Below are 12116 nucleotides of genomic sequence, written 5' to 3'. Positions count from 1 at the left end.
CGTCCGGGCCGACACTATCGATTACTAGGAGCGCCATGGCGAACAAGGAAGCCTCGGTTGCCGAGCTCACGGAACTTTTCCAGAGCTCGACCGCCGTTCTGCTGACCGAGTATCGCGGTCTCACCGTCGCCCAGCTCAAGCAGCTGCGCGGCAACATCCGTGAGCACGCGTCATACGCCGTGGTAAAGAACACGCTGACCAAGATCGCGGCGAACAACGCCGGCATCTCGTCGTTCGACGACGAGCTCGCCGGTCCGTCTGCGATCGCCTTCGTCCACGGTGACCCCGTGGCCGTCGCCAAGTCGCTGCGTGACTTTGCCAAGGCAAACCCTCTGCTCGTCGTGAAGGGCGGTTACTTCGACGGTAACCCCCTGACCGCTGCAGAGGTCACCAAGCTCGCCGACCTCGAATCCCGTGAAGTCCTCCTGGCGAAGCTCGCCGGTGCCTTCAAGGCCTCGCTGTTCGGTGCCGCCTATCTCTTCAACGCCCCGCTGTCGAAGGCCGTTCGCACGGTCGATGCGCTGCGTGAGAAGCAGGAGTCCGCGTCCTGAGCTCCGGCTCGGGTCAGCGGTTGAACTAACTACCAAACAAGGAGAACAACATGGCAAAGCTTTCCACCGAGGAACTGCTTGAGGCTTTCAAGGAGCTCACGCTCATCGAGCTGAGCGAGTTCGTCAAGGCGTTCGAGGAGACCTTCGAGGTCACCGCTGCCGCTCCCGTCGCCGTCGCCGGCGTTGCCGGCCCGGCTGCTGCCGCCGAGGAGGTCGAGGAGCAGACCGCTTTCGACGTCATCCTTGAGTCGGCCGGCGAGAAGAAGATCCAGGTCATCAAGGAGGTGCGCGCCCTCACCAGCCTCGGCCTCGGTGAGGCGAAGGCTCTCGTTGACGGCGCCCCCAAGGCCGTGCTCGAGGGCGCGACCAAGGAGGCCGCTGACAAGGCCAAGGCTCAGCTCGAAGAGGCCGGCGCCACCGTCACCCTCAAGTAGTCTCAGCCTCGCTGAACGAACGCCCCGGGCCTTCTGGCTCGGGGCGTTCGTCGTTCCTGCCCGACATCTCCGGGCGGAACGACGGAGTCCCGCGCGGGATACGGTGCCAGCATCCGTCGTTCGAGGGATGCCGGGCGGAACTCCGTCGCACGCGACGGCCGGTCAACCCCGGGGGCGAGAGGGAGCCGTCGAGGAGCGCATGATCAGGCGGGCCGGTACGAACGTGTGGCGCGACGGTGGCCGCCAGCCCGGCTCCTCCAGCTGCCGGATGACCCAGCCCACGGCCTGTTCGCCCTGCAGATCGGGTCGCTGGCCGATCGAGGTGACCCCGAACATCTCGCTCAGCGGATGATCGTCGATGCCGATCACCGAGAGGTCTTCCGGAACGGAGAGCCCGAGCTCGCGAGCGGCCAGGATGACGCCGATACCCACCTCGTCGCTCGCGGCGAAGACGGCGGTGGGGCGCCGACGCGGATCGCCGAGCAGCTGCTTGCCCACGCGGTAGCCGCCGGGGATGTCGAAGGGCGTGGCCACGTGCGAGTCGGCGTCGTAGGCGATGCCGGCCGCGGCCAGAGCCTCCTGGAAGCCGCGCAGGCGCTTGGAGTGCACGTGGAAGTCCATCTGCTCGTCGATGTCTCCGCCCACGTGCACGATGTGGCGATGGCCGAGCAGCAAGAGGTGCTCGGTGGCGAGCCTCGCGGCCTCGACGTCGTCGATGCTGAGAGTGGGGATGCCCTCCAGCGGCCCGCCGATGCCGGCGATCGGCTTGCCCAGTGCGAGCAGCCGTTCGGCCTCGGCGGCGGTGATCTCGAGGGTGACCGCGATCACTGCGTCGACGCGTTTGCGCACGAGGAAGTACTCGAAGACGCGACTGCGTTCCTCCACCGACTTGGTGGTGTTGTAGAGCATCAGGTCGTAGCCCCGGTCGAGGAGGGCGCGCTCGACGCCCTCGATGATGCTGCCGAAGAACCACTGGTTGATCTCGGGGATGATCACCCCGACGTTGTTGGTGCGGCCGGTGACGAGGCTCGACGCGCTCGAGGAGACCACGTAGCCGAGGGTGGCCGCCGCGGCGGACACCCGCATCCGGGTCTCGGCGGAGACGTAGCCCCGCCCGCTCAACGCGCGCGACACCGTGGCCTTCGACACTCCGGCGAGAGTCGCCACGTCTTCGATACCCGACACGATGACCTCCTCGTCTTGTCGTGTGCAAACGCTTCCAGAATCCTAGTGCCTCAGAGCGACGGTCGACGAAGAAATGTTGCCCAAATCCTCCGCCAACTGATAACGTGAGAGCGCTCTCTCCGAACGAATCGTTACCTTGTCGAGACATCGTCACGGAAGCTTGTCATTTCGGGTGAGTTATGGAAAGGTTTCCCTACACGCGCCACCGAAGGCACCACAACGGGGCGTACAAACTCAATGAGGAGGAGAAATGCGGTCACTTCTGAACCGCCGTGTCACAGCACCCATCGCTCTCGCAACAGGCCTCGGCCTGGCTCTCGTCGGCTGCTCCGGCGGTGCCGGCGGCGGCGCGTCCAGCGGTGAGGCGGGCGAGGCCGACGGCGTCGTCACCGTCTACGGCACCATCGCCGACACCGAGGCGGAGCTTCTCGAACAGTCCTGGGCGGACTGGGAGAAAGAGAACAACATCGACATCCAGTACGAGTCGTCGAAGGAGTTCGAGTCCCAGATCGGCATCCGTGCGCAGGGTGGAAACCCGCCCGACCTCGCGATCTTCCCGCAGCCGGGTCTGCTCGCCGACCTCGCCTCGCGCGGCTTCATCCAGAAGGCCCCTGAGGGCGTGGAGAAGAACGTCGACGAGTACTGGTCCACCGACTGGAAGGCCTACGGCACGGTCGACGACACGTTCTACGGCGCTCCGTTGATGGCCAGCGTGAAGGGCTTCGTCTGGTACTCGCCCAAGCAGTTCGCCGACAACGGCTGGGAGGTGCCGAAGACGTACCAGGAGATGGTCGACCTCACCGCCACGATGCAGGGCACGCTCGGCAAGGCTCCCTGGTGTGCCGGCTTCGGCTCGGGCGACGCCACCGGCTGGCCGGGCACCGACTGGGTCGAAGACCTGGTGCTGCGTCAGTCGGGCCCCGACGTCTACGACCAGTGGGTGAAGAACGAGGTCAAGTTCACCGACCCCGCCATCAGCGACGCGTTCACCTCGGTGGGCGACATCCTGCTCAACCCGAGCTACGTCAACGCCGGTTTCGGTGACGTCAAGTCGATCAACGCGACCGCCTTCGGCGACGTGGCGAACGCCATGGCCGACGGCAGCTGCGCCCTCACCCACCAGGCCTCGTTCTTCGACGGCTTCCTCACCGACGCCGGTGCGACCGTGGGCCCCGACGCCGACATCTGGGCCTTCGTGACCCCGGCCGTCAACGAGGGTGAGACCGCCGTCACCGGTGGTGGCGAGATCGTCGGAGCCTTCTCCAACGACGCCGACACCGTGAAGGTGCAGGAGTACCTCTCCAGCCCCGAGTGGGCGAACAGCCGCGTGTCGCTGGGTGGTGTGATCTCCGCGAACAAGGGCCTCGACGCCAAGAACGCGCAGAGCCCCATCCTGCAGCAGGCCATCGGCATCCTCCAGGACGACAAGACCACGTTCCGGTTCGACGCCTCCGACCTGATGCCCGGTGCCGTCGGCGCCGGAACCTTCTGGAAGGGCATGGTCGACTGGATCAACGGCACTCCCCAGGAGGAAGTGCTCACGTCAATCGAGGGTGGCTGGCCGACCGAATAGGTCGAACGGTCCATCCATAGATCGAACGGTCGCGATGAGGCCGCCCGGAATCCTTCGGGCGGCCTCGTTGCAGCCTGGTGCTACGGTGTCCTCACGGCGCCTCGGGCACCGGACCGTTCCTGAGTTCAGAGTCGCACTCGAAAGGTTTTCATGTCCGATTTCCTTCTCTGGGTGGGGAAGCTGCCCGCGTTGGCGCAGATCCCCATCGTCCTCATCGCGTTCGGCGCCGTCGTCGCGCTGATCCTCTTCTTCGTGGAGATCGCGCCCCGCACCGGCCGCCGGTACACGATCATCCGCCTCGCGGTCTGCGTGGCCGCCCCGTTCCTGGCCCTCGTGCTCGTGGGATCGGTGTGGTGGGCGGCGCTCATCGCCGCGGCTCTGGGCCTGCTGTTCTTCTGGCTCGACAAGCGCTCCTCGCAGGGCGCCGGGTATCTCTTCCAGCTCTTCGGCTTCCTGGCCCCCGCGATCATCCTGCTGGTGATCGGGCTCATCTACCCCACCGTGAAGACGGCGATCGACTCGCTGTTCTCCAGCCGGGGCAACTTCGTCGGGCTCGACAACTTCGCCTGGGTGCTCACCAACCCGCAGAACCTGCGCGTCATCCTGAACACCATCATCTGGGTGCTCGTGGTGCCGATCGCCTCCACCATCTTCGGTCTCGCCTACGCGGTGTTCATCGACAAGAGCCGTGGCGAGAAGTTCTTCAAGATCCTCGTGTTCATGCCGATGGCCATCTCCTTCGTGGGGGCGTCGATCATCTGGCGGTTCGTGTACACCTACCGGCCCGACGACCAGAGCCAGATCGGCCTGCTGAACCAGGTGGTGGTGTGGCTCGGCGGTCAGCCCGTGCAATGGCTCCAGGAGTCGCCGTGGAACACCTTCTTCCTGATCGTGGTGCTCATCTGGATCCAGACCGGTTTCGCGATGGTGATCCTCTCGGCCGCCATCAAGGGTGTTCCGGCCGAGCAGCTCGAGGCCGCTGAGCTCGACGGCACCAACGCCTGGCAGCGGTTCACTAACGTGACTGTGCCGGGCATCCGTTCGTCGCTGGTGGTGGTGCTGACCACCATCTCGATCGCGTCGCTGAAGGTGTTCGACATCGTGCGCACCATGACCGCGGGCGCCAACGAGACCAGCGTGCTGGCGAACGAGATGTACACCCAGTTCAAGAACTTCGAGTACGGGCGGTCGGCGGCCTTCGCCGTCATCCTCTTCATCCTGGTGATGCCGATCGTCATCTACAACGCCAGGCAGATCAAGAAGCAGAGGGAGATCCGATGAGCGCCGTGCAGCCGATCGACCTGCCGGTCGACAAAGCCACCGAGAAGCAGCTCAAGGCGGGCGAGCGCGCGATCGAGCGCGACGAGACGGTGACCAAGCGCACCAAGCGCCGGCTCACCAGCCGGGGCGCCACCGTCGCGGCCCTGATCATCGCCGTCATCTGGACGATCCCGACCTTCGGGCTGTTGATCTCGTCGTTCCGCGAGCGCAACGACATCCAGACCTCCGGCTGGTGGACGATCTTCGACAACTGGGGCTTCACGATCGACAACTACGTCGAGGTGCTGGGCTCGGGAAACTCCTCGGTCACCATCGCCTCGTCGTTCGTGAACTCGATCGCCATCACCATCCCGGCCACCCTCATCCCGCTGGTGATCGCGGCGCTGGCCGCGTACGCCTTCGCGTGGATCGACTTCAAGGGCAAGGACTGGCTGTTCATCGGCGTCTTCGCGCTGCAGATCGTGCCCATCCAGATGGCGCTCGTTCCGCTGCTCAGCCTGTTCTCGCGGGGTATCGCGGTGGGCGACGACTGGATCTTCGCCGGCATCCCCTCGAACGGCACGTTCTCGCAGGTCTGGATCGCGCACACGATCTTCGCGCTGCCGCTGGCGATCTTCCTGCTGCACAACTTCGTCTCGGAGATCCCGCGCGAGGTGATCGAGGCGGCACGGGTCGACGGCGCCGGTCATGGGCAGATCTTCTTCCGCATCATCCTGCCGCTCACCATGCCGGCGCTGGCGTCGTTCGCGATCTTCCAGTTCCTCTGGGTGTGGAACGACCTGCTGGTGGCGCTCATCTTCGCCGACGGCGGGGTGGCTCCGATCACGAAGCTGCTGGCCGAGATCACGGGCTCGCGCGGTCAGGACTGGTACCTGCTCACGGCGGGGGCGTTCGTGGCCATCATCGTGCCGCTGATCGTGTTCTTCGCCCTGCAGCGGTTCTTCGTGCGGGGCCTGCTGGCGGGTTCCACGAAGGGCTGACCCGGTCGTCACGCACGCCGAACGGCCGCCGGTTCCCCAGGGAGCTCGGCGGCCGTTCCGCGTGCGCGGGCCGGTGGTTTCGCCCGTGGAGGAATGGGGCGGCGGGGTCGGCGGCCAGGCGTACTGTCGACACCGGAACTGGAGGTCTGGATGAGCCGGATGGGTGAGGTGGCGGCCTCGGGAGGCATGCGCGGCGGTTCGCGCCCTGGTGGTGGCGGCGGGGGTGGCCGCGTCTCGCGGGGCGACACCGAGGCGCAACGGGCCGCGAACGCCGAGGCCCCGCGCATCCCGAACCTGCTGCACCGCATCGCCGAGCTGTTCCGGCCGTACCGGCGGGCGCTCGTGGTCACGGCGGTGCTCGTGCTCATCGGGGCGGCCCTCACCGTGCTGCCGCCGCTGCTCACCCAGCAGGCCTTCGACGAGGGGCTCTTCCCCTCGGGAGGCCCGAACATCCCGGTGCTGTTCGAGCTGGTGGGCCTGATGGTGTTCATCTGGATCGTGTCGGCCGCGCTCGGGGTGTGGCAGACGTACCTCACCGCCCGGGTGGGCAACAGCGTGATGGGCGATCTGCGCATCCGGCTGTTCAGCCACCTGCAGCGCATGGAGCTGGCGTTCTTCACCCGCACGAAGACCGGCATCATCCAGTCGCGGCTGCAGAACGACGTGGGCGGCGTGGCCAACGTGCTCACCAACACGGTCTCGAGCGTGCTGGGCAACACCGTCACGGTGATCGCCGCGCTCGTGGCCATGCTGCTGCTGAGCTGGCAGCTCACCCTGGTGGCCGTGGTGCTGATGCCGCTGCTCGTGCTCGCCCAGCGCCGGGTGGGTCAGGTGCGCGCGCGCATCGCCGCGAAGACGCAGGAGTCGCTCTCGGACATGACGGCCATCACCCAGGAGACGCTGAGCGTCTCCGGCATCCTGCTGGCGAAGAGCTTCAACCGGCAGGGCGCCGAGATCGACCGCTACTCGGCCGAGAACGAGAACCAGATCTCGCTGCAGGTGCGCCAGCAGATGAGCGGCCAGTGGTTCTTCGCCATCGTCACGATCGTGCTCTCGGTGGTGCCGGCCGTGGTGTACCTGGTGTCGGGCTACCTCATCGCGGGTGGGGTCGACGTGACCGCGGGCACCATCGTGGCCTTCACGACCGTGCAGGCCCGGCTGATGTGGCCGCTCCTCGGCCTGATGCGCGTGGGTCTCGACCTGCAGACCTCGGGCGCGCTGTTCGCCCGCATCTTCGAGTACCTCGACCTGAAGCCCGCGATCGTCGACGCTCCGGATGCGGTGGACCTCCCGCAGGGCCGCACCGCAGGCCGGGTGCAGTTCGACGACGTGACGTTCGTGTACCCCGACGGCGAGCCCGAGCATCCCACCCTCGACCGGGTGTCGTTCACGGTGGAACCCGGCCAGTTCGCCGCCTTCGTGGGCCCCTCGGGTGCCGGCAAGACCACGGTGTCGTACCTCGTGCCGCGCCTCTACGAGGCCAGCGGGGGGAGCGTTCGTGTCGACGGGGTCGACGTGCGGGAACTCAGGCACGAGTCGCTGATCGCGCGGCTGGGCATCGTGAGTCAGGAGACCTACCTGTTCCACGCCACGATCGCCGAGAACCTGCGCTACGCCCGGCCCGAGGCGAGCCACGAGGAGCTCGTGGAGGCGGCGCGCAAGGCGAACATCCACGAGCGCATCATGAGCTTCCCCGCCGGGTACGACACCATGGTGGGTGAGCGCGGATACCGGTTGTCGGGCGGCGAGAAGCAGCGCATCGCCATCGCGCGGGTACTGCTGAAAGACCCGGCCGTGCTGATCCTCGACGAGGCCACCAGCGCCCTGGACTCGATCTCGGAGCGGGTGGTGCAGGATGCGCTGGACACCGCGGCGCGCGGCCGCACGACGATCGCGATCGCGCACCGACTGTCGACCATCGTGCACGCCGACGTGATCCACGTGGTCGACGCGGGGCGGATCGTGGAGTCGGGCACGCACGAGGAGCTGCTCGGGCGCGGCGGGGCGTACGCGGCGCTGTACGCGCAGCAGCTGACGTCGGCATAGCGGCATAGCGGCGAGCGGCGGCGTCGCCATCGACGTCGCCGCGGGCGACGGGCGGGTCAGCGCGGCGTGGCCGCCAGCCGGCTGACGGCCCGGGTGGAGGCGCGCACCACGAGCTGCGGCTGCTGCACCTCGATGGGGTCGCTGTCGCCCACCTCGATGCGCGCGAGCAACGTGCTCAGCATGTCGTGGCCGAGGCGCCGGAAGTCCTGCCGCAGGGTGGTGAGCGGTGGCGCGAAATGGGCCGCCTCCGGGATGTCGTCGAAGCCCACGATGCTCACGTCGTCCGGCACGCGGAGGCCTTTGTCGGAGAGGGCGTGCATGAGACCGAGGGCCATCTGGTCGTTGGCGGCGAAGACGGCCGACACGCGCTCGCCGTCGAAGCGGGACCCGAGGTCGTAGCCGGCCGCCGGGGTCCAGTCGCCCACCCCGAGCACGTTCGCGGCGAGCCCGCCGGCCGCCAGTTCATCGCGCCAGCCGCGCTCGCGCTCGCGGGCGTCGGCCGAGTCGGGCGGGCCCGCCAGATGGGCGATGGTGCGGTGGCCGAGCCCGATCAGGTGTCGTACGGCCGCGCGGGCGGCCCCGTACTGGTCTGCACCGACGGTGAGGAGGCCTGGCTGCGAGGTGGACCGGAGGATGACCAGCGGGACGGTCAGCTCCATGCCGACCACCGCATCCGTCACCCCCTGGTGGCCGCTGATGACACCGATGCCCTCGACGTTCTGGCGCAGGAACGCCTCGACCGCCGAGCGCACGGCGGCCGGATCGCCGTCGACCATGTTGGCGGTGAACACCGACCAGCGGGCGTCGCGGGCGGCCGCGTTGAAGTAGAGCACCGTCGACGACGGCCCGAACTCGGTGCCGCCGGTGGTGACGAGGCCGATCGTGCGCGAGCGCCGGGTGACCAGCGCCCGGGCGGCGGGGGAGGGCACGTAGCGGAGTTTCTTGATCGCATCCTGCACTCGCGCCTTCGTGGCGGGCCGCACGTTCGGCAGGTCGTTCAGCACGCGGGACACCGTCTGGTGCGAGACGCCGGCCAGGCGTGCGACATCGAAGATGGTCACCTGACGAGGAGTGCCGTCGGCCATCAACGTGCCCCCTCCGGCGAGCAGAGCAACGATGGGATCATGCGTTGTCGCCAGACTCTATCGTGGTGGACCCGCCCGATCCTCCAGGGTCGCCCTCGTCTGGCCCGTCGGCGATGGCGGCGAGCAGCGCGGCGACCGTGAGGTCGTGGTTGGGCAGGTCGGCGATCATCCGATGGTCGCGCAGCACCGTGACACGGTGGCTGATGCGCAGCACCTCCTCCAGCTCGGCCGAGATGAACACGACCGAGAGGCCGTTCTCGGCCAGGTCGGTGACGAGCTTCTGGATGTCGGCCTTGGCGCCGATGTCGATGCCGCGGGTGGGCTCGTCGAGCACCAGCAGCCGGGGTGCGATGGCGAGCCAGCGCGCCAGGAGCACCTTCTGCTGGTTGCCCCCGGAGAGGTTCTTCATCAGCGCGCCCGGGTCGTTCGGCCGGATGTCCATCGACTGGATGTAACTCGCGGCCAGTTCGTCCTTGTGGCGGCGGGACATCGGCCGGAACCAGCCGAGACTCGCCTGCAGCGCGAGGGCGAGGTTGTCGCGCACCGACAGGTCGCCGATGATGCCCTCGGTGCGCCGGTTCTCCGAGGCGTAGGCGATGCGGCGCCGAAGGGCGGCCCGCGGAGACGGCAGCCGCCGCGAGCGCCCTTCGACGGTGATCGACCCCGTGTCGGCCCGGTCGACCCCGGTCAGCAGGCGCGCCAGCTCGGTGCGCCCCGAGCCCAGCAGCCCGGCGATGCCGATGATCTCGCCCTCGTAGACCCGCAGGTCGAACGGCTCGATCGCGCCGTCGCGGCCGAGACCGATCGCGGCGAGCAGGGGCAGCTCGTCGTCGAGCGCATCGCCCGGCCCGCTGGCCTCGATGCGTTGACGGATGTCGTCGAGGGCGTCGAGGTCTTTTCCGATCATCTTCTGCACGAGGTCGATGCGCAGCAGCTCGTTCGGCAGGTACTCGCCCACCAGGCGGCCCTCCCGCAGCACGGTGAGCCGGTCTGAGATCTCGTAGACCTGGTCGAGGAAGTGGGAGATGAACACGATGGCCACACCGTCGGCCTTCAGCAGCTGGATGACGCGGAAGAGCTCGGTGACCTCGTCGTTGTCGAGGCTCGAGGTGGGCTCGTCGAGGATGAGCACCCGCGTCTTCACCGAGACGGCCCGGGTGATGGCGATGAGCTGCTGAACGGCCGTGGAGTGATCGGCGAGCGGCGAGGAGGGGTCGATGTCGAGCCGCATGAGTTCGAGCAGCTCGACGGTACGGGCCCGCATGGCCCGCCAGTCGATGCCGCCGAAGCGCCGGCGCGGCTCGCGCCCGAGCATCACGTTCTCGGCCACCGAGAGGTTGGGCAGCAGGTTGATCTCCTGGAACACGGTGCTGATGCCGGCCGACTGGGCGTCGGCCACGCCCGAGAACGACACCGGATGCCCATCCAGCAGGATGCGCCCGTCGTCGATGGGCGTCACCCCCGTGAGCGCCTTGATGAGCGTGGACTTGCCCGCGCCGTTCTCGCCGATGAGGGCGTGCACCTCGCCGGGGAAGAGGCGGAAGTCGACGTTGTCGAGTGCCTGCGCCCGGCCGAACCTGATCGAGACCTGCTGCAGTTCGACGATGGGCGCGATCGACGGCACGATCAACAGTCCCACGGTGACGGCATTGTTGAATGTTACGGCTCACATTCACCGGGTGCAAGCCGCCTCGGCGGGGGATTCTGGCACAGAATCCGCGGAATGACGCGTGATCAAACTGAGACTTGACAGCTTTCGCTCAGCATGGGACTGTTCACGGGTCGGCAAATATGAGCGCTAACAATTAGCACCGGGCCGACGTACCCGCACCACAGTTTCGTCCCGCCGCTCCGAATTCGGAGGGCGGATCTCAAGGAGGAGATCAATGTCCCGCACAGCATCGTTCCGGGCAGTCGCCGGAATCGCCCTCGTCGGAGCCCTCGCTCTCGGCGTCACCGCCTGCTCGGGCGGATCCGACACCGCCGACAGCGGAAGCGGCGGCGAGGGTGACCTCACCACCATCGGCTTCGTCGCCGTGGGCCCTGAGGGTGGATGGCGTACCGCCAACGAGCAGAACATCCAGGACTCGTTCTCGAAGGAGAACGGCTTCGACCTCAAGTACGCCCCCGCCTCCAACGGTGACCAGAACTCGCAGATCACCGCGTTCACCTCGTTCATCGACGAGGGTGTCGACGCCATCCTGCTGTCGGCCACGGAGGCGACCGGCTGGGAGAGCGTGCTCGAGCGTGCCCAGGAGGCCGAGATCCCGGTCGTGCTGCTGGACCGCGGCATCGAGCCGAATGACACCGAGCTCTACACCAGCCACATCGCGCCCGACAACGTCGGCATCAGCGCCTCGGCCGCCGAGTGGGCGAACAGCCAGTTCCCCGACGGCGCCAACTACGTCGTGCTCGAGGGCCCTCCCGGCCTCTCGGTCGTGAACGACCGCAACGAGGGTTGGGACGAGTCGATCGCCCCGAACCTGAAGAAGCTCGAGTCGCAGTCGGCGAACTGGTCGACCGAAGAGGCCAAGAGCGTCTTCGAGACCATCCTGAAGGCGAACAACAACGACGTGCAGCTGGTCTTCGCACAGAACGACGAGATGGGCCTCGGCGCCGTGCTCGCCGTGGAAGAGGCGGGCCTGAAGCCCGGCACCGACGTGAAGATCATCACGATCGACGGCACCAAGCCGGCTCTCGAGGCCCTCGCCGCCGGCAAGCTGAGCTTCGTCGCCGAGTACAACCCGCTGTTCGGTGACACGGCCATCGACGTGGTCAAGTCGGCTCTGGCCGGCGAGACCGTCGAGAGCGACATCGTGGTTCCGAGCGTCACCTTCGACTCGCCCGAAGCGGCGACCGAGGCGCTCCCCACCCGTCTGTACTGATCCACCCTCGCCTCAGCCGGCCTGCCGCCTCGTGCGCAGGCCGGCTGAGGCCACGGCGGCAGCCGCGTCCGACGCGGTGCTCCGCACCACCCATCG

Annotated in this window: 10 protein-coding genes; 7 read left to right on the top strand and 3 right to left on the bottom strand. The window is 67.6% G+C overall.

Annotated features, from left to right (window positions below; translation table 11 throughout):
• Positions 1-35 precede the first annotated feature (35 nt).
• Both rplJ and rplL read left to right on the top strand, forming a co-directional pair.
• Entirely contained in the window at positions 36-551 is a 516-nt protein-coding gene (gene rplJ / locus ACEXOR_RS06965; protein WP_137837783.1) for a 50S ribosomal protein L10, read from the top strand.
• Between the two features lie 50 nt (positions 552-601).
• Positions 602-985 carry a 50S ribosomal protein L7/L12 gene (rplL, locus tag ACEXOR_RS06960; protein ID WP_374848743.1) on the top strand — a complete coding sequence of 128 codons (384 nt, stop codon included), beginning with the start codon at positions 602-604 and terminating at the stop codon, positions 983-985.
• A 162-nt stretch (positions 986-1147) separates the two neighbouring features.
• Here rplL and ACEXOR_RS06955 read toward each other — a convergent pair whose 3' ends face one another.
• The gene (locus ACEXOR_RS06955) at positions 1148-2170 is read right to left on the bottom strand and encodes a LacI family DNA-binding transcriptional regulator (RefSeq protein ID WP_374848742.1); all 1023 of its coding nucleotides are present in this window, start codon (positions 2168-2170) and stop codon (positions 1148-1150) included.
• Between the two features lie 250 nt (positions 2171-2420).
• Here ACEXOR_RS06955 and ACEXOR_RS06950 point away from each other — a divergent pair, with 250 nt between their 5' ends.
• The 4 genes from ACEXOR_RS06950 to ACEXOR_RS06935 all read left to right on the top strand — a co-directional run bounded on the left by ACEXOR_RS06950 (position 2421) and on the right by ACEXOR_RS06935 (position 8050).
• Entirely contained in the window at positions 2421-3743 is a 1323-nt protein-coding gene (locus tag ACEXOR_RS06950; RefSeq protein WP_374848741.1) for an ABC transporter substrate-binding protein, read from the top strand.
• Between the two features lie 150 nt (positions 3744-3893).
• Positions 3894-5024: a carbohydrate ABC transporter permease gene (locus tag ACEXOR_RS06945; RefSeq protein WP_374848740.1), complete on the top strand. Its 1131-nt coding sequence runs from the start codon at positions 3894-3896 to the stop codon at positions 5022-5024.
• Entirely contained in the window at positions 5021-6004 is a 984-nt protein-coding gene (locus ACEXOR_RS06940) for a carbohydrate ABC transporter permease (RefSeq protein WP_374848739.1), read from the top strand. The genes ACEXOR_RS06945 and ACEXOR_RS06940 overlap by 4 nt, the downstream gene beginning before the upstream one ends.
• A 159-nt stretch (positions 6005-6163) precedes the next feature.
• A complete protein-coding gene (locus ACEXOR_RS06935; RefSeq protein ID WP_374849204.1) occupies positions 6164-8050 on the top strand; it encodes an ABC transporter ATP-binding protein in 1887 nt (628 codons plus the stop codon).
• 56 nt (positions 8051-8106) lie between these two features.
• On the opposite strand, the gene ACEXOR_RS06930 is transcribed toward ACEXOR_RS06935, so the two are convergent.
• Together ACEXOR_RS06930 and ACEXOR_RS06925 are read right to left on the bottom strand one after the other, a co-directional pair.
• Positions 8107-9111, bottom strand: coding sequence for a LacI family DNA-binding transcriptional regulator (locus tag ACEXOR_RS06930; RefSeq protein WP_374848738.1), 1005 nt, complete (start codon positions 9109-9111; stop codon positions 8107-8109).
• A 61-nt stretch (positions 9112-9172) separates the two neighbouring features.
• On the bottom strand, positions 9173-10774 hold the full coding sequence (locus tag ACEXOR_RS06925; protein ID WP_374848737.1) for a sugar ABC transporter ATP-binding protein: 1602 nt from the start codon (positions 10772-10774) through the stop codon (positions 9173-9175).
• Between the two features lie 247 nt (positions 10775-11021).
• Between ACEXOR_RS06925 and ACEXOR_RS06920 the strand changes: the two genes are divergently transcribed.
• Positions 11022-12020 (top strand): ABC transporter substrate-binding protein, encoded by a 999-nt coding sequence (locus ACEXOR_RS06920; RefSeq protein WP_374848736.1) that lies wholly within the window; start codon positions 11022-11024, stop codon positions 12018-12020.
• Positions 12021-12116 lie beyond the last annotated feature (96 nt).

The organism is Herbiconiux liangxiaofengii, assembly GCF_041927335.1.
Taxonomy (GTDB): domain Bacteria; phylum Actinomycetota; class Actinomycetes; order Actinomycetales; family Microbacteriaceae; genus Herbiconiux; species Herbiconiux liangxiaofengii.
This window is presented reverse-complemented; position numbering and strand designations above follow the sequence as displayed.

Coding starts and splice junctions, on each gene's coding strand:
- rplJ (WP_137837783.1), top strand. CDS start 36: ATGGCGAACAAGGAAGCCTCGGTTGCCGAGCTCACGGAACTTTTCCAG.
- rplL (WP_374848743.1), top strand. CDS start 602: ATGGCAAAGCTTTCCACCGAGGAACTGCTTGAGGCTTTCAAGGAGCTC.
- ACEXOR_RS06950 (WP_374848741.1), top strand. CDS start 2,421: ATGCGGTCACTTCTGAACCGCCGTGTCACAGCACCCATCGCTCTCGCA.
- ACEXOR_RS06945 (WP_374848740.1), top strand. CDS start 3,894: ATGTCCGATTTCCTTCTCTGGGTGGGGAAGCTGCCCGCGTTGGCGCAG.
- ACEXOR_RS06940 (WP_374848739.1), top strand. CDS start 5,021: ATGAGCGCCGTGCAGCCGATCGACCTGCCGGTCGACAAAGCCACCGAG.
- ACEXOR_RS06935 (WP_374849204.1), top strand. CDS start 6,164: ATGGGTGAGGTGGCGGCCTCGGGAGGCATGCGCGGCGGTTCGCGCCCT.
- ACEXOR_RS06920 (WP_374848736.1), top strand. CDS start 11,022: ATGTCCCGCACAGCATCGTTCCGGGCAGTCGCCGGAATCGCCCTCGTC.